Source organism: Bacteroides sp. MSSM.1001136sp1_RTP21357st2_D2_RTP21359_211015, assembly GCF_040913205.1.
GTDB lineage: Bacteria > Bacteroidota > Bacteroidia > Bacteroidales > Bacteroidaceae > Bacteroides > Bacteroides ovatus.
In genome coordinates, this window is sequence record NZ_JBDFVF010000022.1 from 38,117 (window position 1) to 62,126 (window position 24,010).

The 24,010-nt window shown below is 42.5% G+C and carries 13 protein-coding genes; 6 read left to right on the top strand and 7 right to left on the bottom strand.

What is annotated here, in order from left to right; translation table 11 throughout:
* Positions 1-15 precede the first annotated feature (15 nt).
* From AB5217_RS14875 to AB5217_RS14890, 4 genes are all read left to right on the top strand, one after another.
* Positions 16-2,055, top strand: coding sequence for a GLUG motif-containing protein (locus AB5217_RS14875; protein WP_195647161.1), 2,040 nt, complete (start codon positions 16-18; stop codon positions 2,053-2,055).
* Positions 2,056-2,220: 165 nt separating this feature from the next.
* On the top strand, positions 2,221-4,860 hold the full coding sequence (locus AB5217_RS14880; protein ID WP_195647162.1) for a glycoside hydrolase family 2 protein: 2,640 nt from the start codon (positions 2,221-2,223) through the stop codon (positions 4,858-4,860).
* A gap of 161 nt (positions 4,861-5,021) precedes the next feature.
* Positions 5,022-5,333 carry an iron-sulfur cluster assembly protein gene (locus AB5217_RS14885; protein ID WP_004299750.1) on the top strand — a complete coding sequence of 104 codons (312 nt, stop codon included), beginning with the start codon at positions 5,022-5,024 and terminating at the stop codon, positions 5,331-5,333.
* A gap of 72 nt (positions 5,334-5,405) precedes the next feature.
* Positions 5,406-6,170 carry a UDP-2,3-diacylglucosamine diphosphatase gene (locus tag AB5217_RS14890; protein WP_004299751.1) on the top strand — a complete coding sequence of 255 codons (765 nt, stop codon included), beginning with the start codon at positions 5,406-5,408 and terminating at the stop codon, positions 6,168-6,170.
* 165 nt (positions 6,171-6,335) lie between these two features.
* Here the strand turns inward: AB5217_RS14890 and AB5217_RS14895 are convergent, their stop codons facing one another.
* The 7 genes from AB5217_RS14895 to AB5217_RS14925 form a co-directional block, all read right to left on the bottom strand.
* Positions 6,336-8,612 carry an alpha-amylase family glycosyl hydrolase gene (locus AB5217_RS14895; protein WP_004305044.1) on the bottom strand — a complete coding sequence of 759 codons (2,277 nt, stop codon included), beginning with the start codon at positions 8,610-8,612 and terminating at the stop codon, positions 6,336-6,338.
* A 163-nt stretch (positions 8,613-8,775) separates the two neighbouring features.
* Positions 8,776-10,257: a DUF5115 domain-containing protein gene (locus AB5217_RS14900; protein WP_004305043.1), complete on the bottom strand. Its 1,482-nt coding sequence runs from the start codon at positions 10,255-10,257 to the stop codon at positions 8,776-8,778.
* 25 nt (positions 10,258-10,282) lie between these two features.
* Entirely contained in the window at positions 10,283-11,455 is a 1,173-nt protein-coding gene (locus AB5217_RS14905; protein WP_195647163.1) for a SusF/SusE family outer membrane protein, read from the bottom strand.
* A gap of 35 nt (positions 11,456-11,490) precedes the next feature.
* Positions 11,491-13,101 (bottom strand): starch-binding outer membrane lipoprotein SusD, encoded by a 1,611-nt coding sequence (susD, locus tag AB5217_RS14910; RefSeq protein ID WP_195647164.1) that lies wholly within the window; start codon positions 13,099-13,101, stop codon positions 11,491-11,493.
* A 29-nt stretch (positions 13,102-13,130) separates the two neighbouring features.
* On the bottom strand, positions 13,131-16,178 hold the full coding sequence (locus AB5217_RS14915) for a SusC/RagA family TonB-linked outer membrane protein (protein ID WP_211480745.1): 3,048 nt from the start codon (positions 16,176-16,178) through the stop codon (positions 13,131-13,133).
* A 105-nt stretch (positions 16,179-16,283) separates the two neighbouring features.
* Complete coding sequence (locus AB5217_RS14920) at positions 16,284-18,500, bottom strand: glycoside hydrolase family 97 protein (RefSeq protein WP_195647167.1); 2,217 nt, start codon at positions 18,498-18,500, stop codon at positions 16,284-16,286.
* A gap of 197 nt (positions 18,501-18,697) precedes the next feature.
* Positions 18,698-20,551: a glycoside hydrolase family 13 protein gene (locus AB5217_RS14925; RefSeq protein WP_195647168.1), complete on the bottom strand. Its 1,854-nt coding sequence runs from the start codon at positions 20,549-20,551 to the stop codon at positions 18,698-18,700.
* Between the two features lie 244 nt (positions 20,552-20,795).
* Between AB5217_RS14925 and AB5217_RS14930 the strand changes: the two genes are divergently transcribed.
* Positions 20,796-22,391 (top strand): DUF6377 domain-containing protein, encoded by a 1,596-nt coding sequence (locus tag AB5217_RS14930; RefSeq protein ID WP_004305037.1) that lies wholly within the window; start codon positions 20,796-20,798, stop codon positions 22,389-22,391.
* Between the two features lie 161 nt (positions 22,392-22,552).
* Positions 22,553-23,953 carry an alkaline phosphatase gene (locus AB5217_RS14935; protein ID WP_004299760.1) on the top strand — a complete coding sequence of 467 codons (1,401 nt, stop codon included), beginning with the start codon at positions 22,553-22,555 and terminating at the stop codon, positions 23,951-23,953.
* Positions 23,954-24,010: the final 57 nt, after the last annotated feature.

Below are 24,010 nucleotides of genomic sequence, written 5' to 3' on the forward strand. Positions count from 1 at the left end.
AGAAAAAAATAAATCATGAATAAAATCTATTCTTTATTAGGGATCGGGCTGCTAAGTGCAGCCACCCTAAGCTCTTGTAAAGAAGATGTTTTCATTGAAGGTGGGGATGAACTGCAACGGGGAGAATCACAGACTTATGTGGCTGTTGCTTCTATCCGGGGGTATGAAAATACGGACAAAGAATCGTCTACACGTGCCAACGTACAAGATGACGGTAGTTCCTTTATGTGGAATGCCGATGATAAGGTTACACTTTGGAATGGAACAAATGGCTATGATTTCACAACCATAAATTATGATGAGAGTGAACCGTCTGGGAATGTGGAATTTGCAGGGAATGGTAACTTTGAAGAGGGAGCTACTGTTTGGGGAATCTATCCGAAAAAAGATGTTCCGACTTCAGGGAATGTTTTCACTTTTACGTTGGGAGATGCTACGCAAAGTGCCCAAAAAGCAGAGCTGCAGAATACGATGCACATGCTTGCTAAAGGCACGGTGAATGGGACTACCGTCACCAATCTTAAGTTTGAACATTTGACAGCTCTTTATCAGTTTAAATTCACCAATCGAAGACCGGATGCCTATAAAGTGACAAAGGTGGTTGTTTCGGCTGATGCTGCTATTTTCCCAAAAACGTTGACAGTTTCGGGAGAAGAGAAAACGTATGGTGATAAAAGTAATAGTCTGACTTTGTCTATGACAAGTTTGGAAATGGCAAAGAATGAAGTTGCATACGGTTATTTGAGTTTCTTTCCGATAGCAGACATGACAAAGGATACAGAATTAACTTTTACTGCTACGATAGAAAAAGTGGGAGATTCTTCCTCTACGGAAACAATAGAGAAAAAAGGAAAGATCAGTGAACTTTATAATGCCGAATCGGTGGTAGCAGGAGATGAATATAAATATGTGGCTGGAAAGCGATATGGTATATCATTTATGCTGGTGGCAGACTTGGGATATGAGGAGACTGAAGCGGGTAAGTATTTAGTCAAGAAAGAAGACGGGTTGATAAATTTGGCAAGTGAACCGACTGTTATGACGAATGCTGCTACGGTAATTACATTAGATGCTGATCTTGATATGTCGACTAAAGAGGCATGGGTACCGGTTACGGAGTTTAAAGGTATATTGGACGGCAATGGCAAGACTATTTCCGGTCTTACAATTGAAGCAACAGGAAACGATGCCGGTTTGTTTATAACTAATAATGGTATCATTAAAAATTTAACCCTTAAAGATGTAACGGTGAAACAAGTGTCAGGCGCAGCTGGAGCATTTGCAGCAATAAATACCGGAACGATTCAGAATTGCGTCATTGATGGAGGAGCGTTGACTGTCAATGGAACAGATGCTAAGTTGGGGGCTATTACCGGACATAATCAGACTGGTGCGTCAATGATAAAGGATTGTAAGGTAAAAGGTAATGTGGTACTGACTGTTGCCGGTGGTAAAGTAAATGCTGGTGGATTGGCAGGTGTGAACGGATGGTGGTCTAAGGCACAAATACAAGGTTCTTCGATTGACAAGGAGGTATCCTTTGTATATAGAGGTAATGGTGAAGGTGCCATCGGAGGACTTGTGGGTTGGAATGTTCAGGGAACCATAACTGGTTGTTATTCTTTGATGACTATCACTGCATTTACAGCAGTGAATGCCGGTGGTCTGGTGGGAGGAAACGATGGACCTGTAACCGCTTCGTTTGCTGCTGGTGAAATAGTGCCCAAAGCGTCCGGAAATATTGGCGGTTTGGTGAAAAATGGTGGAACTTTGACAGGATGTTATTCAACTTCTGTGTTTTCTGGCACTGCTTCTGTTACCATTTGTGGAATATCAACGGGATCAGTGACAGCAAACGAATGTTATTTTATATCCGACGGAGTTTCGAATCCGGGTGGAAACTTACCAACTTCAACTAAGGTAAGTGATGCTGCTGCCCTGATTGATAAAATTGCATCCATGAATCAAGCGATAGCTGGCTCTGGTTACAAGTATGTTGAAAATACAGGAACCGACAGTGCCAGAGTACCTTTACTCATTCAACCGGATGAATAATAACTGACAGGTATTAGTTTGAATCCCCTTATTTATCCTTGTTTTGTATATGAAGAGGACAAATAGGGGGATTCGTATCTGGAATATACTATCTTTGTGTGTCGAAGACATCTTTGGGTTGATTGCGGCATACAACATGACATTCATTGTAAAATAAAACTTTATATGAGACGAATCTTTGTTAGCTTACTGCTTTTATCTCTGTTTTTTATGGGCTATGCCCATGAGCCGGAATTTTCAACAGCCGGTTTCTTCCGGTTGCCGAATACCGGGCGTGATGTGTATTCGATGAATCCTGCCTGGCGTTTTTATAAAGGAAGTGCGGTGGGTGCCGAAGCAAAAGAATTTGACGACAAAACCTGGCAGGTGGTGTCTTTGCCTAATGGTATCGAGTATCTTCCTACTGAAGCCAGCGGTTGTATCAATTATCAGGGGGAAGTGTGGTATCGTAAACATTTTACTCCATCAGAGGTATTGAAAGGAAAGAAACTGTTTCTCCACTTTGAAGCCATTATGGGTAAAAGTAAGATTTATGTAAACGGTAAATTATTGGCGGAGCACTTTGGAGGTTATCTTCCCGTATCGGTAGATGTGACTGATGCATTGAAGTGGGGAGAGGACAATGTGATTGCGGTGTGGGCTGATAATAGTGACGATCCGACCTATGCGCCTGGAAAACCACAAGATGTGTTAGATTATGCCTACTTGGGAGGTATTTATCGGGATTGCTGGCTGATTGCACATAATTATGTGTTTATCACGGATCCGAATTACGAGAACGAAATAGCAGGAGGCGGACTGTTTATTGCCACAGATCGTGTATCGGAGCAATCGGCAGATATTCTCTTGAAAGCGCATATACGTAATGAAGACAAACAGGGCTTTGCAGGAAAAATTTCCTATTCTTTAGTAGACCGTGCAGGAAAAGAAGTGGCATCGTCAGATGTGAAACTGAATATCCGTAAAGGGACTGCGACAAGTCATAATGGAAAAATGAAAGTGAAGCAGCCGCATTTATGGACTCCTGAATCACCTTATCTGTATAATCTGTGTGTGCATATTTATGATAAGAATGGAAATGTAGTAGACGGTTATCGTCGTCGTGTCGGTATCCGTAGTATCGAATTTAAGGGAAAAGATGGCTTCTGGCTGAATGGAAAACCTTATGGTAAACCTTTGATGGGAGCTAATCGGCATCAGGATTTTGCAGTTGTAGGAAATGCGGTTGCCAATAGTATTCACTGGCGTGACGCCAAGAAACTGAAAGATTTGGGGCTGGAAGTAATCCGTAATGCACATTGTCCGCAAGATCCTGCTTTTATGGATGCTTGTGATGAACTTGGTCTGTTTGTTATCGTGAATACTCCGGGATGGCAATTCTGGAATGACGAACCCATTTTTGCCAAACGGGTTTATAATGATATACGTAATATGGTTCGTCGTGACCGTAACCATCCTTGTGTATGGCTGTGGGAACCGATCTTGAATGAAACATGGTATCCGGAAGATTTTGCCGGGCGTGTGAAAGGGATTGTTGATGAGGAATATCCTTATCCGTCTTGCTATTCCGGTTGTGATGTGCAAGCCAAGGGCTCGCAATATTTTCCGGTACAGTTTGCCCATCCGATGGATCTTTCAAAACGTGATCCTAAAATTACATATTTTACACGCGAGTGGGGAGATAATGTCGATGATTGGAGTTCGCACAATTCTCCAAGTCGCACAGCCCGTAACTGGGGAGAACAGCCTATGCTTATACAGGCTGCTCATTACGCTTCTCCTTATTATAATTACATTTGCTATGATGGTTTGTATAAAGAGTCTCCCTGGCATGTGGGCGGATGCTTGTGGCATTCGTTCGATCATCAGCGGGGATACCATCCGGACCCGTTCTATGGTGGATTGATGGATGTATTCCGTCAGCCTAAGTATTCCTATTATATGTTTAAGGCGCAACGTCCGGCTGTCGTTTCCGAGAGTTTGGCAGAAAGCGGACCGATGGTTTATATTGCTCACGAGATGACACCGTTCTCAAGCAGAGATGTAACGGTGTATTCCAACTGCGATGAAGTTCGTTTGACTGTGAATAAAGATGGGCAAACTTATACCTATAAAAAAGACAAGACACGAAAAGGAATGCCTTCTCCGGTAATAACTTTCCCCGGGATATTTGACTTTATGGTTGATAAGAAGATGACTCGTGAAAAGCATGATGCGGACGTCTATTTCCTGGCAGAGGGACTGATGGATGGCAAGGTGGTGGCTACACATAAAGTAATGCCCGCCCGCCGTGCAGAACAGATTCGTTTGAGAGTAGACAACGAAGGAATCGGACTGCGTGCTGATGGATCTGATTTTGTTACTGTTGTGGCAGAAATCACAGATAAGAATGGAAATGTAAAGCGTTTGAATAATTATTATATCAAGTTCTTTGTAGAAGGAGAGGGACGTATTTTGGGCGGAGCTAATGTATTGGCAAATCCTGCTCCGGTGAAATGGGGCAGTGCTCCCGTATTGATCCAGTCGACCACGACTCCCGGAAAGATTAAGGTAAGAGCCAGTGTTTTGTTTGAGGGATCACAGATGCCCGTAAGCGGTGAACTGGAACTAACATCTTCCGCTCCAATGTATCCATTGATATTTGATAAGAAAGAAGAAGCGTTGCCTAAGCCATCCGAATCGTTCTCCATGGACAAGAAGAGTGATGCTGAACTGGAGTTGGAACGCCGCCGTCGTGAACTGAATGAATTAAAACTGAAAGAAGTGGAGCAACAACAGACAGATTTCGGTGAGAAAGTAGATTAAGACTACTCATTACAACAATTTACTGTTCCGGTGTGTTTTTTAGTAACCGGAGATAGAGAGTAAATGATATATTCTTTAGGCACGGGATACGCATTCCGTGCCTAATTTTTTATGTTTCATTTTTTATCTCTATCTTTGCGATACATAATAAATAAGGACGTATGGAAAAAATTGAAATAGAAGAGAAGATTGTAGCTATGCTAAAGACAGTGTACGATCCGGAGATTCCGGTCAATGTATACGATCTTGGACTGATTTATAAGATTGACGTCTCCGATAGTGGAGAAGCGGCACTCGATATGACGCTGACAGCTCCCAATTGTCCGGCTGCTGATTTTATTATGGAGGATATTCGCCAAAAAGTGGAGTCAGTAGAAGGAGTGAATTCCGCCACCATCAATCTGGTCTTCGAACCTGAATGGGATAAAGACATGATGAGTGAAGAAGCCAAATTGGAATTAGGTTTTCTTTAATCGTTCTATGTCAGGCAGTGCTCTGATTTTATAAGTTGTAATTCGTTATTAGATCTCGTAACTGGTAATTAAATGAAGAACATTTATTTTCTTTCCGATGCACATCTTGGTTCTCGTGCTATTGAGCACGGGCGTACTCAAGAACGGCGTTTGGTGAACTTCCTCGATAGTATAAAGCATAAGGCTTCCGCCATTTATCTACTGGGAGATATGTTCGACTTCTGGTATGAATTCCGGCTGGTAGTTCCTAAGGGGTACACCCGTTTCTTGGGGAAGCTCTCCGAACTAACAGATATGGGTGTAGAGGTGCATTTTTTTATAGGTAATCATGACATCTGGTGTGGAGACTATCTCACCAAAGAGTGTGGTGTCATCATGCATCGCGAACCATTGACTACTGAAATCTACGGAAAGGAGTTTTATCTTGCTCATGGTGACGGCTTGGGTGATCCGGATAAGAAGTTCAAGCTACTTCGTTCGATGTTCCACAGCAAAACTTTGCAAACGATGTTTTCTGCTATTCATCCCCGCTGGAGTGTTGAATTGGGTTTAACATGGGCTAAGCACAGCCGACAAAAACGGGCGGACGGAAAGGAACCGGATTATATGGGAGAAAACAAGGAACACTTGGTACTATATACCAAAGACTACTTGAAAAGCCATCCCAATATCAACTTCTTTATTTACGGACATCGTCACATTGAACTGGATTTGATGTTGAGCGCCACCTCCCGTGTGTTGATTTTGGGAGACTGGATTAACTTCTTTTCTTATGCCGTGTTTGACGGAGAGAATCTCTTTTTGGAAGAGTATATCGAGGGAGAGACACAGGTCTAATTATGTTTCAACAAAATAAAAGGTCAGGCATAATACGGAACAAAATATAAAACAAGGGCACAAAGAAGTAGCAGAAAAATAACCTGCCATCTTTGTGCCTTTGTCGTTAGAGAATCTTCAATGCTTATTAGTTAAATCTTCCTTTCTGCTCAAAACACCCGCTCGTTATTCGGCAAAGTTGGTGTATAAGCGGAACTCGTGTGCAGGAACACTGATCTTTTTTTCTCCCTCCACGGGATTCCCATTTTCCAGATATAGATACCATGTACCTTCAGGAATAGTATAATCGATAGATGCATTGGTGAAATTCGCATACACATGAAGTTGTTTCCCATTCACAGCTTTCAATGTCAGTGTACGTCCATTATCCCAATCATTATAACTGACTTTCCAGGTAAATTGAGAAGAAGCGTTGAATAAATCGGAGTGTGTTGTCCGTAGAGTGATTAGTTTTGTATAAATATCTACCAAGCTTTTACGCTCTGTCTGATATTCCCAAAGGACTGGTTTCTTTCCGGTACGTCCATTTTCGTCTATTGAAATATCATACCCCATTTCGCCGAATTGCCAAAGCATTTTCGGACCTGGAACCGTAAAGAAGAATGCGGCGTTGGATGATAACTGTTTGAGCCGTTCGGACAGGTTGGTTTTTAAGGCTCCATTTCCGTATTCAATCTGTTTATAGGCACACCGCTCTTCGTCATGACTTTCCATATAGCCCACAAATTGATTCGGACGGGTGGTGTCATATAATCCGGAGAAATCACTATTATCTTTCCAGCCCATAGCCGACTGACAATAAGAATGGTTCATATTCCTCCAAAAATGAATTCCTTCTGTGGCTAAAGTTGTTTCTTCATTTGCACAGAAATGTTCCATGGTAACCATTGCATCTTCTTTGACAGCTTTTACGGCTTCGTAGTATTCTTTCAGTACTGATACACGAGCAGGGTCGGTTGCCGCCAAATCATCATCACCTGTTGTCTGTTTCTGTGTGAAACCTTTGGTGAAATCGAAACGGAAACCGTCGATGTGGTAAGTATCTAACAGATATTTCAGGTTGCGTTTGACAAAAGCTTTTGTTTGTTCTGAAGTGTGATTGAAATCATCCGGTGAAAAAACATACTTCTGATGCGGTGTTACAGCGTTCAGCCATGGATTCTTAGTGGAAGGGCGGTTATTAAACGTATCCCAGTACATACGGGCAAACGGATTATCATTGTTCGTATGGTTGTAGACTACATCGAAAATAACGGCGATTCCATTCTGATGGCAGGCGTCAATAAAAGCTTTATATTCATTTTGAGTTCCATACGAGGCATCCAGTGCAAAGTATAGTCCGGTGTTGTATCCCCAACTGTCATTACCTGCAAATTCTTGTACAGGCATCAGTTCGATAGCATCTATTCCCAGTTCTTTTAAGTAAGGCAGCTTTTCCATTGCTCCTGCCAGATTTCCACTGGAAGTAAAATCCCGCAACAAGAGCTCATAGATAACCGGATTTTCTTTATTCTTCATCTCAAATTCTCCGGCACTCCATTGATAGGGTTGTGGGTTTGTGCTTACGACTGATACGTAAGGTGCTTGTGCGCCAGTGGGAAAGTTGGTATCCACTCCCTTTTCCAATGCTTGCTCACAATAAGGATCGCACAAGTAAGTACCGCCATCCGAAGCACTGTACACAAAGTACTGGAACTGTGTTTCACCGGCAGTCAATTCCTCCAGAGTGATCCACCAGCAATGGTTTGTTTCGTCATATTTCATCATGTAGCGACTATCCAGTTTCCAGTTGTTGAAATTACCTGTTACAAATACACAATCTTTATGACCGCCCTGACTGTCCTTATCATATAATACAAGCGTTATCGAAGTGGCCGAATGGATATGAATACCCTCTTTTTCTTCTCCGGATATGGGGAGAGGGGCTTTTTGCGGTTCTTCCCAGATAAATCCGTTTTGACTATCTTCTACTAAAGTTGCGTAATCGTAGGTTTGTTGGCTACCTTCCGCATCACGTACAATCAGGTTAATGGTCTGTAAGGGAGTAGATGGAGCAACAGAATAGAAATGGCGGATAGATGAGGAAAGGGTGATACTCCACACATTGTCCTTTGTCTTTTTCAGTCTGTATTTATTCTGATTATCTCCCCATGTAGGTGCACCTGTCCAGTTTGCTCCTGTTCCGGAGTGTAAGTACAAGTCGTCAGCGTAACCATAGAAGTTACTTCCTTCGGGTGCTTTGAAGGTGATAGTCAGTGGTTCATCCGCTTTAGGAATAGCCGGATCAAAATTAAATCCGTCGTGGAGAACTTGTTCTTCCGGGGCAGGATCAGTTCCGGACGAAGGACGCTCGCCCGGCATCAACGGATCATCATCTGAACAAGCTCCAAAGCTGTTGAGTATCAGCAATAAAAGGAGCCAAATATATTTAAAGTCTTTCATAAGCCTTATTTTAGAATTCTTCTTCCAATGTAGTGGTACTATATTTAGCTTTGAGTGTGTCAGATTTCGATCATATCTCAAATCTCCTCTTTCCCGAAGAGGGAGACTTGAGATATGATCGTAATTGATTCTACTCGTTGTGCTGTTTAAGAGTGTCTGATAGTTATTCGACTTTACCTTTGCCTGTCGTAAAGTTAATATGGACTTTCTGACCGGCTTTTACATTACATTCGTAGCCAAGTTCGCTTAGATTATCCGATACGTTCTTATTCTCACGGTAAACGATAGTACCATCGCCTTCATTAGCCAGATCAAGTGTAAATTCGCTCTTCCACCAGCCTCCGGCATCTACAGCCGTAGTAGAAATACGTGCCATGCCTGTAACGGTTGCTGCCGGTGATATGAAGTCGCTTGTTTTATCGGTCGGAATCCTGAACAAGGTCGTTTCATCGCAATTCCACGAATTGTTAATCACACCTCCCAACAGGTAAACTTCCGGCAAACGGAATGAAATTGTTTTTCCTTCTGTAGTCACTGCGACAATTACCAGATACCATCCGGATTTACCAATGCCAATATTGCCTCCTGAGGATGTTAATTCGGCGAAATCAATTGCTTCCGGAGATAAGATTTCTTCGTCATAACCAAAGTCTCCTTCCCATTTTCTAACCGGAGCAAACTTGATTTGGTCTCCCGCCGTATAATATTGTATACTCCAGAACATTCCGGGAGTCTGTGTGACAGGAACCATTTCAGGAGCTACTGCCCAATCCCACCCAAGACTGTACGGAGATCCATTGATGTACATGTGCTCGGGTAGATCCTCCTTGATTGTGTATGTATAATCTTCTACATTAATCGTAATTTTCATTTTCTTTCCGCCGGCGCAGGTGAGATTATCCGGGTCGGCTCCTTCTTTATCCCTGAAAGCCAATAATCCCGGATCCGGATCTTCTATTACTTTGGAAGCACCCAAGGCTCTTTGCCAGGCATCCGGAGCTTCTATCGCACTTCCCGGGACAATCTTGAAATCAAACTTCTCTTCCGACTCGACGACTACTGAAAAGAGATACTGATTGTCTTTGTCTACTTCGAGCTTTGTGGCTGTCGATTTGTCCATCTGCCAGCTGTTTAGATCACCTACTATATAGTATTCCGTATCCACAGCCGGAGTTGCGACCGGAGTGATGGCAGATTGCATTTCCGGGTATTCAGTCAGTGAAGTTGCTTCACCGTTGGTTGTCATGACTACCGGTGTCAGCTTTAAAGTGACTTCGCGCTCTAAAGATTTTTGTGACTTATACAAACTTGCCACTTTTTGGTCAAGTTCTGTCAACCTGACTTTTATATTCCCATCTTTTACTTTTGACGGTAGATTTAATATCTGCCCTTCGGCAACTAATTCTATATTACAAGCTGTGAGTGAGAAGTTTTCTGCAATCGAAGAAACAGAGGCGATTACCACAGAATCGCCCGGCTGTTCTTCAAGTTTCATACTGGCAACCGGAGTTATATCTACCATTGCAGTTATAGCTTCTTCCTGGGGATTGGACTGGGGATCAGCCCAGTCCTTAAAATCTTCATCGCAAGCGGTGAAAGCTGCCGAAGCAAGCAACAGACACGCCATATATGATAATCTTTTCATGATATTCAGTTATTAAAGTTAACGATTATTGAGTAACGGAACCTGTTTTCTGAACAAAGTTCAGATTTATTTGCTGCCCTGCCTTAACGTTTATCGCATATTCAGGACCTATTTCCGACCAACTGTCAATCACACTTTTGTTTTCACGGAACACGATTTTTCCATTAGGTATAGCGAACTCCGTACGCCACCAGTCTTCTCCCGGAACTTTGACGGACATACGCAATTCTCCGCCTCCGGTGCATACCGGTGAAACAAAGTCTGCATCTGCCGTTGTTGGTGCTTGGAATTTGCCTTTATCGCCGAATGTCCAATCTCCTATAGCATTGCCTATCAGACAAACTTCGCCCGGAGCAATATCCAGCGTAAAGGCATAATCAGTCCCTTTGATGCTTACAGACATGATCACTGTATACCAGCCTGTGACATTAACGCTGATATTTTGTCCGCCAAATCCATCATCCGATCCGGTGAATGCATCCGAGGCTATTGTCAGACGTGGATCGTTGAATCCGATGTATTCTCCTTCTTTAGTACCGAACTTGAACATATCAGTGCCTCCGAAATAGAATAAACCGAAGAACTTGGACATTCCGTTTACTGCTGCCAAAGGCACCCAGTTGCTCCAATTACTACCTGCCATCGAGCCATTGATAAATATACTGGAAGGTAATTCGAGAGGCGGTACAGCTTTATATCCCAATACTTTGGGAAGTTCAATTACATTCGAAAAAGCGATGCCACGACCACTATCGGTCAGTTCCGCTTTCAGGCGTACATAAACGGGTATGGGAGTGGTCGGAAATTCTTCATCGGAGGATGCACTCCACAAGTCTCCCAGTGCCAATGCAAATTCTAAAGCTTTCACTTCCATTTTGGCAGAAGAATGGGTAGTACCCAAAGTTGTATAATTAGCTTCCGTATTTGTCTCTGCATGAGCGTCAACGAAATTTTCTTCCAGTGAAATTTGTACTGAATAAGTGGTTGCCATCGGAATCCCGTAATCCGGTTGTGTACAGGTTAATTCCAATGATTCGGAGTTTTTAAGGTCGTACACGTTGTTGGAAGCAAAAGCTGGCACATTCAGTACGAACGTATCCGGTTCGTTCAACACAGGGTTGCTGTCACGGTCTGCTTCACAGGCGGACAGAGCTAGTAGCCCCATTGTCAATGTAAATAGTTTATATAGGTTTTTCATTGTTTTCAGTCTTTAAAACGTGAATAAAGGTTCTATCAATATCCCGGATTCTGAGTCATATTTGTATTCGTCAGCGTTTCTGTTTTCGGTATCGGATAGAGATTATAGATCGAACTCACACCGTTTCCTTCAAAGGAACCGCCTTTCCAATCCCAGAGGTAGGTGCTTGAGGTGAAATAGCCATAACGGATCAAATCTGTGCGTCTGAATCCTTCCAGATACAATTCGCGGGCACGTTCATCCAGAATATAATCTAATGTCAGGTTATTGGCAGAGGGTATTTCTGTTGCTTTGGCACGGTCTCTGAGGGCTTTGATATCCAACCAAGCATTTTGTTGTGCATTTGCGCCGCCTGCTCTCAAATAGGCTTCCGCGCGAATCAGATAAGCTTCCGCCAAACGGAAGAACGGAATGTCCGTATCAGGAATTTTAGCATCGTGAGCGGGTTGTCCGTCCGAGCGCAGATTACTCCATTTCATAAATGAAAGTCCGTCGGTGAATTTACCTACACTTTCCAGTTCGGCTTTGCGACCGGTTGTATAGAACAAGGCGCGTTCATCTTTTGCAGCAGCCTGCACATCTCTCACATTCTGCCATTTATTATCGGTATATTCGGTGAAAGGAATATCCTCACTGTTTGCGAAGAACTTGTCAACCAGTGCTTTGCGTGTACGGATACATTCCCAAGGGTCATTTGTTCCGCGATTCGGCATGTCGCTCTTTTGCGTTGCAGCAATCAGGAAGTAACTTCCTCCGTAACTCTTTGCTTGTACACCATCCTGACGGATAGAAAGGATGATTTCTTTTTTAGCATCGGGATTTTCATCATTGTCTGCCATAAAAAGTTGTTCGTAATTTCCACACAATCCGTATCCATTGGAGGGATCGAGCACTTTGCCGGCATAGGTGATAGCATCATTCCAACGCGGTTGTCCGGTGTATACTTCGGCATTGAGATACAAACGGGCACGCAGCAACCAGCAAGCAGCTTTGTCGGCACGTCCGAAAGGAGCTTGACGCGGTTCGCTCATATCATTTTCGATGCTTTCCAGTTCGCTTTCAATATAAGCGAACAGTTCGGAGGCCGTCTTTTGAGGAGGATTCTCTTTGGAGAAGTGTTCGGTGAAAGGAGCTTTTCCGAAGGTGTCCATCAGATAATAGTAAAATAAGGAACGGAGAAAACGGGCTTCGGCACGTTGCTGAACGGAGGTAGCATCCTCTTTTCCGGCGATCTGATCCAGGAAGAAATTGCAGAGTGTGATATTATATGCTAAACGATTATATAATATTTCTGTCTGCTGATGAGAGGAGTTCCAACGCATATAAGTTAGTTCGGGGATACCGGCATTTTCTTGCCAGGTCCATATCATCTCATCAGTGCCATATTCATTGTTAGTGAAAAGAGCGCGATAGAAACAGGATTGACCTTCGTCCTTTACTGCGATATCCGGATCTTCGCTCAATTTTTGTCCGGTAAGTCCCAGTGAAGCGTATAGTTTGGTAAAGTACATATCTTGGTCGAAGGTGGCAGTCATCTGAGGATCGATTGGAGATATATCCAGGTCATTGATACAGGAGGTCGTTCCGGTGGTCAGGCTAAGGAACAACGCTGCTGAAACTATTGATTTTATATATTTGAACTTCATAATAGTCTACTTTTTAATAAATTACAATCTTAGAACTGAAGACTTAGCCCGAACAGGATAGTGATCGGATGAGGATAAATGTTCCTGTCAATACCTGCTACTCCGGCATCATTTCCTGAACTGATAACCGATTCAGGATCGAGTCCTGTATACTTGGTGATAACGAAGGGATTCTGTACAGTACCGTAAATACGGCCGTTGATACCTTTATAAGCCTGGGACTTCAGTAAATTTTTGAAGCTATAACCTACTGTTATGTTATCACAACGCAAGAATGAAGCATTCTCAACGAAACGATCGGACAGATAATAGTCTCCCTTTCCTTCAAATCCCAGATTCACGGCAGCTGTCGGGCGGTTGGAATAGTATCCATGATTAAAGATTCCTCCCTTGCCGACACTGGATTTACTGGCCAGTACGTCATTGTACACATAGTTATTCAGGCTGGCACGGAGGGCAAAGCTTAAATCCCAATTTTTATAAGTGAATTTGGAAGTCAGTCCCATCAATACGTCAGCGGCAGGTTTTTTATAGATATATTTGTCCGAAGCGTTGATGACACCATCTCCGTTACGGTCTACGAACATGTTTTCAATCGGTTTTCCATCCTTATCATACACTTGTTGGTAAACGAAGAATGAGTTCATCGGATAACCTACTTTCTGTACCTGGCAGGTTGCACCGCTAATACCAGTAGATACACCTCCGGTTTCTACATAGTAATTAGAATCATCTCCTCCGGTCAGTTTAGTGATTTCATTTTTGTTCCAAGTGATGTTATATCCCAAGTCCCAGACAAAATCTTTGGTTACAATAGGTTTGGCATTGATGGTGAATTCAAGCCCCGTATTTTTTAATGAACCGATGTTGCTGATCAGTTGGGTATTAAAGTTAGTCCCCGCCGCAATCTTTACGGTATTGATTAAATCGTCGGTTTTCCGGTAATAGTAATCCATCGAGCCGGAGATACGTCCGTTCAGGAAAGCAAAGTCGAAACCTGCGTTATAAGTCGTTGTCTCTTCCCATTTCAGGTCTTCGTTATAAGCTTTAGGACGCATAGTGCCATAATAGGTATCCCCGAAAGGATAATAACCTCCGGCTGCGTTGACGCGGTACAGTGCCATATAAGGGAAATCATAATCGTCGCCTAAGTTCTGCTGACCCGTGATACCCCATCCGAGGCGGAGTTTCAGATCTGACAATACTTCTACGTTTTTCAGGAAATTTTCTTCTTTCAGTTTCCATCCCAAAGCAACAGAAGGGAAGCTACTCCAACGGTTGTCTTTAGAGAAACGGGAAGAACCGTCCTGGCGGAAAGTGGCTGTCAGCAAATAACGGCTAAGTAATGTATAATTTACGCGGGCAAAATAAGAAACTAATGTACTGTGATGTCCCCAGGCTGTTTGTGAGCGCAGATTCGGATTGTAGGCTTCGCCTGTTAACGGATTTGTTCCTTGTCCGACTTTATATCCGGTATAGTGGAAATGTTGCTCTTCACCACCCAGTATTACGTCGACATAATGATCCCCGATTTCTTTGGAATATTGTGCATAGGCATTCACCGACAGGTTATATTTGTAGCCGTAGTCAGTCCCGTTCCAACCATAGTAATAAGAGCCCGGGGCATAAGGTGAATTTACATTCTTTTCCTTACCTTCCGAGTAGTCACCGCCTACGTTAGCATGGATATGCAGGTCAGGGAGGAAGTGGAATTTATAGTCTACTTCTACATTGCTGATAAAACTGGTGTTTCTGGAAGTATGTTTCTTTAGTTTCAGTAGGGAAACAGGGTTGGCGGTTGAATTACTTTCCAGTGTAAGCGGCCATTCCGGATCGTTATATGAACTACCGTCACTGGTCGGTTGGTAGAATCCACCGAAGTTTTTGTACATGTCCGAAGAGTCATATACAGGTTGGGTCGGGTCCATGGTCAAAGCTGCGCCGATAGCCCCGTCGTCAGCATAACGTTGGTTGGCCCACATCATTTTAGCATTGATATTGAACTTCAGGTGATCTTTAAAGAAAGAGGGTGTCAGATTGACGGAGGCGGTATAACGCTCGAAATTAGATGTCATCAGGATCCCATTCTGATTGGTGTAACCGAAAGAAACACGATAAGGCATATTTTTCAAACCACCGCTTACAGTCACGTTATGGTCTGTACTAACGGCTGTCTGGAAAATTTCTTTCTGCCAGTCAGTGTTTGCTTCACCGAAGGGGCTTGGAGCATTTCCTTCACCATAAAGTTTGGATACGTATCCTTTGAATTCATTGGCATCCATTACGTCTATTGTCTTTTGCAGTATACCGGCGGAAACGTTACCTTCATAGTTCACCTGTGGTTTGCTGCCTGCTTTCCCTTTCTTTGTAGTGATGATAATCACACCATTAGAAGCACGTGAACCATAGATGGCGGTGGCCGAAGCATCTTTCAAAACAGTGAAAGTTTCGATGTCATTCGGGTTTACCATTGCCAAAGGATTAGTCAAACCTTGCACACCGCTATTATCCATTGCCAGTCCGTCGATAACGATCAACGGATCGTTTTTGGCGTTCAATGATGAACCACCGCGAATACGAATCGTAGCTCCTCCACCCGGAGTACCGCTGGAAATTACATTCACACCGGCTATTTTACCTGTTATCATATCCTGTGCGCTGGTGGTTACTCCTTTGCTGATTTTATCCGGCTTGATGGCAGTAACTGATCCCGTCAAGTCGTTTTTCTTTACTGTTCCGTAACCTACAACGACTATGGCGTCCAATACTTGAGAGTCATCTTCCAGTGTGACCATTACCGAAGGAGCTGCTTTAATTTCTGCTGCTTTGTAACCGACGAATGTAATGGACAGAATAGAATTTTGAGGAACATTCAATGTGAAGTTACCGTCAAAGTCAGTGATGGTACCCGTTGTGGTACCCTTGGCAATGACATTGGCGCCAATCACGGGTTCGCCCATAGCATCTTTCACATGTCCTTTGACTGTGATTTGCTGTGCATAAGCGCCCAATGATAAAAACATCCCTATTAACAAGGGGAGAATCGTTTGAACGATTCTAAATTTAACTTGCTTCATGCATTTAAAAAATTAAAGTTAACAATATAGTAATATTATTTCTCTCTCTTAAAAGTTTCTTTAAAAATACCTATTGAAAACACTTTTTTTAAGACTATCCTTTATTTATAGTCTTTTCAATCCCTTAACCTCTGATTTGTTTTTCACCTCTTTGATACTGATTGCGTATCCACCGCCATTGGCAGCGTGCAGATTCAGTTTGCTTTTATTATTCAAGATACCTTTTTTGATGGTGTATGCCTGCGGGTTATCTTTCCAGTCGGCATCTTTGGCATCTGCGTATACGGTAGCGACGTATTGTTTTCCCGGTTCCAGGAAATCGAACGTTAATTGGGAGTCGTGGCCGTTTTCACCGGCTGTGCAGCCTATGTACCAGTCGTCCGTTCCTTTTGCTTTGCGGGCAATTGTGATGTATTCTCCCGGTTCTGCTTCCAGATAGATTGTTTTGTCCCAGTCGAGAGCGACGTCTTTGATAAACTGGAAAGCATCCATAAAGCGTTCGTAGTTTTCCGGAATATCGGCAGCCATCTGCAAAGGGCTATACATGGTGACATACAATGCCAGTTGGCGTGCAATGGTTGAACGTACCTGGGAGTTGTTTGCCGGATTCATCTGGTTACAGTGAGTCTCGAAGATGCCGGGAGTGTAATCCATCGGACCACCGATCAGGCGTGTGAAAGGCAGAATCGTCGTGTGGTATACTTTATTTCCTCCAAATGATTCATATTCTGTTCCACGTGCGGATTCATTACCGATCAGATTGGGATATGTACGGCAGATACCGGTTGGACGGGTTGCTTCGTGTGCATTGACCATGATTTTATAATCGGCGGCTTTTTTCACGGCATACAGGTAATGATTATTCATCCATTGACCGTAATGATGTTCTCCGCGTGGAATGATATTACCCACATAACCGCTTTTAACCGAGTTATATCCATTGTCTACCATGAATTGGTAAGCTTTATCCAGGTGACGTTCGTAGTTGCGAACAGATGCAGAAGTCTCATGGTGCATCATCATTTTAATTCCTTTGCTTGCAGCATAACGATGGATTTCCTGTACGTCGAAATCAGGATATGCAGTCAGGAAGTCAAATACATAGTCTTTGCTGTTGCCGAACCAGTCTTCCCATCCTTCATTCCAACCTTCTACCAGCACTGCATCAAATCCGTTGGCTGCGGCAAAGTCGATGTAACGTTTCACGTTAGCTGTATTGGCAGAATGTTTGCCGTTCGGTTTGGTTTTGGAGTAGTCTGTAACGCCAAGTTTCACGCTGGTCAGTTCATCTGTATAAGCCCAGGAACCTTTTCCGGTAATCATGTCCCACCATACGCCTATATATTTCACCGGTTTAATCCAGGAGGCGGCGTCTGCAATCTTACAAGGTTCGTTCAGGTTGAGGGTGATGCGGGAGGCGAGAATGTTACGTGCATCATCACTGACGATGATCGTACGCCACGGAGAGTTGCACGGAGTCTGCATGTAACCTTTATCCCCTTTTGCATCCGGTGTCAGCCAGGATTCGAATATCATGTTTTTGTCGTCCAGATTGAGGTGCATACAAGAATAATCAATCAAAGCGGCTTCGTGCAGATTGATGTATAAACCATTATCTGTTTTCATCATCAGTGCCGTCTGTACACCTGTCGGTGAAAATGGGGTTTGAGAAGAATTTGGAGTGATCGCCTGTTGCATCAAACCTCTGATTTCCGATAGACGGGAGATGGTGTAGTCGTACTCTTGAGTGTCGTAATCGCCCGGTATCCAGTATGCGATATGGTTGCCTGCCATGGCAAATTGGGAATGTTCTTCCTTGATAACGAAGTAGTTCAGTGATTTCTGTTGCGGAAATTCATAACGGAATCCCAAACCATCATTGAACAGGCGGAAGCGAACAACGATGGAACGGTCGTTCATTGGCTGAAACAGAATGACTGCCAGTTCGTTATACTGATTGCGGATTTCCTTTTCTTCTCCCCAGACTGGTTGCCAGGTTTCGTCAAAGGTAGTCGTTTGCGCATCTTTCAGCTTGAAGCCATTATAAAGATTGGATTTAGAATCGAGCTTGGTGAGGTCTCTGCGGTCTACCCAGTCAAAGTCGGTTCTGGTATTATCTTCTTTTTTCAATTCCAGTCCGAGAGTGCTCGGCTTAATTACCACCTTGCCTTTGTAAGTCAAGTCGTAGGTTGGTGCGCCTTCTTTGTTAACCTGAAAGGTCAGAACCAGATTGCCATCCGGTGAGGTCAGTTTCTGTTGTGCATTCGCAATGAATGAGATGCAAAGGAATGCGATGATCGAAAAAAACTTTTTCTTTTTCATTCTATTTATGGTATTAAATTGTAAGCTAACCGATATTTCTATTCCTGTTTGTTTCGGATATTGCAAATGTAGCAACCACCTTCACTTTTTTGCTTGATTAGAATAAAAATACAAGTTTGTATAAATGCTAGTATCTTGTTTTATAATTGTTTATCTATCTGATTTCATTGGATAAATATAAGTCGTAGTGAACTTGCTTAGAAGGCTAAAAGGTATATCCCACGGCTTGGAAGTGTTAATTCATTTCTTAATTCAATCTTTTTGTCTGTGAGCAAATCATGAGCAGACGAGGTGGAGAGTATTTCCTGATAAGGATGTAAGTCAATAGTCTGTTCCCGGTCGTTTCCATTCAGAAAGACAACGACTGATTGGTTACCGTATTTGCGTTCATAAACATAAATGCCTTTATTGGGTGCGAAATGTTTTAGTTTGCCTTTGGCGATGACTTCATTTCCTTTTCTCCATTGGAGCAGTTTTTGCATAAAAGAGAAGGCTTCATTTTGTTGCGGAGTACGGTTGGTTGCTTCAAAACAGTTTTTGGCGTCATTCTGCCAACCTCCCGGAAAGTCACATCGGAGTAATCCGTCTCCATTTGCTTTGTCGGCTGCCATCAGGATTTCAGTTCCATAATATATTTGTGGAATTCCACGGGTAGTCAGTAAGAATGTCAAGGCTTGTTTATATCGGTTCAGGTTCTTGGTATCTTCCTCCGAACGGTAGAAACGGGAAGTATCGTGATTATCGAGGAAGGTCAGCAGACTCATTGGATCGGCGTAGACAATATCCTGTGAGAGGTATTCGTAGAGTCTGAAAAGTCCTCCGTTCCATTCGGTGGTTTCTTCGTCGAAAGCTTTATTTATTTCTTCCATCAGTGGGAAATCCATGACAGTAGGAAGATAACTGTTTTTCGGATAAGCAAGTTTACTGTCTTTCTGCCAGTAGGAGATCAGTACATTGCTGCCCAGCCATGTCTCACCGACAATGTTGAATGAAGGATATTCATCATTGACCGCTTTGCACCAATGCGCCATCATTTCAAAGTCGGCGTAAGGATGTGTATCCTGGCGGATTCCGTTGATACCCGCATATTCTATCCACCAGATACTACTCTGTATCAGGTAAGTGGCTACGTGACGGTTTCGTTGGTTGAAGTCCGGCATAGTCAGTGTGAACCAACCGTCAATGGCCAGCTTTTTATCATAATCGGAAGTATGAGGGTCCATTTGGGTGGCAGTTTTGAAACTGGTCTGCATGTAGTTTCCCTCAAAGTTGAACCAATCTTTGGCAGGCATGTCTTTGAATAGATAATTGTTCGAACCGCAATGGTTGAAGATCATGTCCATGACTACCTTTAGCCCTTTAGCATTGGCTTCTTTTACGAGATTGCGAAACTCTTCATTGCTTCCGAGGCGACGGTCTACTTGATAGTAATCGGTGATGGCATATCCATGATAAGAGCCTTCCTTCATGTCATTTTCCTGAATCGGGTTAAGCCATATACTCGTAACTCCGAGGTCTGCAATATAATCCAAATGTTTCTCTATTCCTTTTAAATCACCGCCATGACGGGCGAAAGGTTCGTTGCGGTCTATGTTTGCTTCCAACATTCCGGGAATTATATCATTGGAGGGGTTGCCGTTGGCAAAGCGGTCCGGCATAATGAGATAAAGTACATCACTGGAGTTGAAGCCTTCTACTGCTGAAGCATTCTCTTTGCGCTGTTTAAGTTCGTATGGTATTTTAGTCTGTTTTTTACCTTGTTTCAGGAGAATGTCGAAGTGCTGAGGGATAGCTTTTGAAAGATCTAAATATAAGATCAGATAATTAGGATTTTCCTGTTTCACCACGTCCTGCAGGGTGATGTCATTAGAAGAAATACTTACCTCTGCGGATGATATGCCATCGCCGTATAGAAGTATTTGTAGTTCGGGATTCTTCATTCCTGCCCACCAAAAGGTAGGAGCCACTTTCTTTATATTGGTTGCGGCGAATGCTTGATGATAACCCGATAGAAGTAATAGTAAAATAGCAAATAACAAATTTCGTTTCATGGTAGCTAGATTTTTAACTGTTTGCTCGGAGAACCGATGATGCAAATGTAGGGGGATGCTGTGCACCTTTGTGAGATTAGAATGGAAATATAAACCTGTTATCTGACTATGTTGCTGATAATTAGTTGGATATTCTAATACCTTATGCCGAAAAATACAAGTGAAAATGAAAATAGTTATACCCATATTTTTCGTTTTCATTACTATATTTCTTATATTTGTAACATCTTTAAAAAGGAACCTTATGAAAAATCTAACCCTTTATATGCTATTTCTTCTTTTGCTCTTTCCTTTTTCGTTGTGTGCAATGCATACGGATAATGCGGCTGCTCTTAAAAAGCTGGATGAAGTTATAAGCAAGAAAGAGACTTTCCAGATTCGGAAAGAGAAAGAGATTAATAACTTGAAATTAGAACTTGCCCATTCTACTGATCCTGTTCGAAAATATGAATTATATGCCTCTCTTTTTGGTGCTTATTTGCATTATCAGGCAGACTCGTCCTTATATTATATTAACCGTGAGATGGAAATCCTTCCATTGTTGAACCGCCCGGAATTGGAGTATGAGATCATCATTAATCGTGCTACGGTAATGGGAGTAATGGGAATGTATATAGAAGCCATTGAACAGTTGGAGAGGATTGATCCTAAAAAATTGAATGAGTGGACTCGGTTATCTTATTATCAGACGTATCGTGCCTGCTACGGGTGGTTAGCAGATTATACGACCAATAAGAATGAAAAAGAAAAGTATTTGAAGAAAACCGATTTATATAGAGATTCCATTATTGCTGCGATGCCTCCAGAGGCAAACAAAACGATTGTTTTAGCCGAAAAATGCATAATGAACGGGAAAGCCGATGTCGCTGTGGATATGCTGAACAATGCTTTGAAAGAAATTCAGGATGAACGTCAGAAAGTATATATTTATTATACTCTTTCCGAAGCTTATAGTATGAAGAAAGATATCGAAAAAGAAGTTTACTATCTGATTCTGACTGCCATTGCGGATCTGGAAACTCCGGTGAGGGAGTATGCTTCATTGCAGAAACTCGCGCATCTGATGTATGAATCAGGAGATATTGACCGTGCCTACAAATACTTGAGTTGCTCGATGGAAGATGCTGTGGCGTGTAATGCCCGTTTGCGGTTTATTGAGGTGACGGAGTTTTTTCCGATTATCGACAAGGCGTATAAATTAAAAGAAGAAAAAGAACGTGCCGTTTCCCGCGCTATGTTGATTAGTGTCAGTTTGTTGTCTTTGTTTCTTCTGATTGCTATTTTCTATCTATATCGTTGGATGAAGAAGTTGTCTGTTATGCGGCGGAATCTTAGTCTGGCTAACAAACAAATGTCTGCGGTCAACGCGGAACTGGAGCAAACCGGAAAAATAAAAGAAGTCTATATCGCCCGCTATCTGGACAGATGTGTCAACTATCTCGACAAACTGGAAACTTATCGTCGTTCATTGGCAAAATTGGCAATGGCATCGCGTATCGAAGATTTGTTTAAAGCTATCAAGTCCGAACAGTTTATCCGGGATGAGCGGGATGAATTCTATAATGAGTTCGACAGGTCTTTTCTGAAACTTTTCCCGAACTTTATTTCAGCTTTCAATAATTTGCTGGTAGAAGAAGGAAGAGTGTATCCTAAATCCGATGAACTTCTGACAACAGAACTTCGTATCTTTGCCCTTATCCGTCTGGGAGTAGTAGACAGTAACAAGATTGCTCATTTTCTCGGTTATTCTTTGGCAACTATCTATAATTATCGTAGCCGGATGCGTAATAAAGCTGCCGGAGATAAAGATATGTTCGAGCAGAATGTAATGAACCTATAATGTTATTCACAGATAGCAATATGTTATTACTTCGTAATATACGAGCCAATAATGCTTGTGTATAAAGCAAATATCTACTTTTAGTGTTCAATAATCCACTGTGCATCTCTCTTTTTTTTCTACCTTTGTAGACAACTAATCTAAAATAAATATACTAGAAAATGAAAAAGTTAGTCTACACACTGTTCTTTGTCCTTATCTCCGTTGTAGCCAACGGGCAGGCAAAGTACGTATTCTATTTCATCGGAGATGGAATGGGAGTCAATCAAGTAAATGGTACGGAGATGTATCAGGCGGAAATTCAAAATGGTCGTATTGGAGTCGAGCCTTTGTTATTTACTCAATTTCCGGTTGCTACCGTAGCAACCACTTTCTCTGCTAAAAATTCAGTAACAGACTCTGCAGCTGCAGGTACTGCATTGGCAACAGGAAAGAAAACTTATAATGGCGCTATTTCTGTAGGAGAAGATAAAAATGCTATTCAGACTGTCGCAGAAAAAGCAAAGAAAGCAGGAAAAAAGGTGGGCGTAACGACTTCTGTCAGTGTGGATCATGCTACTCCTGCCGCATTTTATGCACATCAACCCGATCGTAATATGAATTATGAAATTGCTCTTGATTTGCCGAAAGCCAATTTCGATTTTTATGCAGGCGGTGGTTTCTTGAAACCTACCACCACTTATGACAAGAAAGAAGCTCCGAGCATTTTCCCTATTTTTGAAGAGGCAGGATATACAGTAGCACGTGGTTACAATGACTATAAGGCAAAAGCTGCAAAAGCAGAAAAGATGATCTTGATTCAGGAAGAGGGAGCCAATCCTTCTTGTCTGCCTTATGCTATTGACCGCAAAGAGAATGATTTGACATTAGCACAAATTACGGAAAGTGCTATTGACTTTCTTACTAAAGGCAATAATAAAGGCTTTTTCCTGATGGTAGAAGGAGGTAAAATAGACTGGGCATGCCACGCTAATGACGCCGCTACTGTGTTCAACGAAGTGAAAGACATGGATAATGCCATCAAAGTAGCTTATGAATTCTATAAGAAACATCCGAAAGAAACGCTGATTGTGATTACCGCAGACCATGAAACAGGTGGTATCGTGCTCGGTACGGGAAAATATGCGTTGAACCTGAAAGCATTGCAATATCAGAAACATTCTGCTGACGGACTTTCACAACGTATCAGTGAATTGAGAAAATCAAAAGGCAATAAAGTCACTTGGGAGGACATGAAAACATTCCTCGGCGAAGAAATGGGCTTCTGGAAACAATTCCCTCTTTCTTGGGAACAGGAAAAGACGTTGCGTGATGAATTTGAGAAATCATTCGTGAAGAATAAAGTCGTATTTGCTGAAAGTATGTACTCTAAGAGCGAACCGATGGCTGCACGTGCAAAGGAAGTGATGGATGAAATCGCTATGATAGGTTGGGTAAGTGGCGGGCACTCTGCCGGTTATGTTCCTGTATTTGCTATTGGTGCAGGTTCTCAACTGTTTGGTGAGAAGATTGACAATACAGAAATTCCTAAAAGAATTGCGAAAGCTGCAGGATATAAATAATAGAACTGTATGAATATAAAAATAGCCGGAAGTCCTTGGACTCCCGGCTATTTTTAT

Bases quoted from the DNA above. Each gene is read 5' to 3' on its own strand.
- AB5217_RS14875 (WP_195647161.1), top strand. From the start codon at position 16: ATGAATAAAATCTATTCTTTATTAGGGATCGGGCTGCTAAGTGCAGCC.
- AB5217_RS14880 (WP_195647162.1), top strand. From the start codon at position 2,221: ATGAGACGAATCTTTGTTAGCTTACTGCTTTTATCTCTGTTTTTTATG.
- AB5217_RS14905 (WP_195647163.1), bottom strand. From the start codon at position 11,455: ATGAAAAACCTATATAAACTATTTACATTGACAATGGGGCTACTAGCT.
- AB5217_RS14935 (WP_004299760.1), top strand. From the start codon at position 22,553: ATGAAAAAGTTAGTCTACACACTGTTCTTTGTCCTTATCTCCGTTGTA.
- AB5217_RS14930 (WP_004305037.1), top strand. From the start codon at position 20,796: ATGAAAAATCTAACCCTTTATATGCTATTTCTTCTTTTGCTCTTTCCT.
- AB5217_RS14885 (WP_004299750.1), top strand. From the start codon at position 5,022: ATGGAAAAAATTGAAATAGAAGAGAAGATTGTAGCTATGCTAAAGACA.
- AB5217_RS14895 (WP_004305044.1), bottom strand. From the start codon at position 8,612: ATGAAAGACTTTAAATATATTTGGCTCCTTTTATTGCTGATACTCAAC.
- AB5217_RS14915 (WP_211480745.1), bottom strand. From the start codon at position 16,178: ATGAAGCAAGTTAAATTTAGAATCGTTCAAACGATTCTCCCCTTGTTA.
- susD (WP_195647164.1), bottom strand. From the start codon at position 13,101: ATGAAGTTCAAATATATAAAATCAATAGTTTCAGCAGCGTTGTTCCTT.
- AB5217_RS14890 (WP_004299751.1), top strand. From the start codon at position 5,406: ATGAAGAACATTTATTTTCTTTCCGATGCACATCTTGGTTCTCGTGCT.
- AB5217_RS14900 (WP_004305043.1), bottom strand. From the start codon at position 10,257: ATGAAAAGATTATCATATATGGCGTGTCTGTTGCTTGCTTCGGCAGCT.
- AB5217_RS14925 (WP_195647168.1), bottom strand. From the start codon at position 20,551: ATGAAACGAAATTTGTTATTTGCTATTTTACTATTACTTCTATCGGGT.
- AB5217_RS14920 (WP_195647167.1), bottom strand. From the start codon at position 18,500: ATGAAAAAGAAAAAGTTTTTTTCGATCATCGCATTCCTTTGCATCTCA.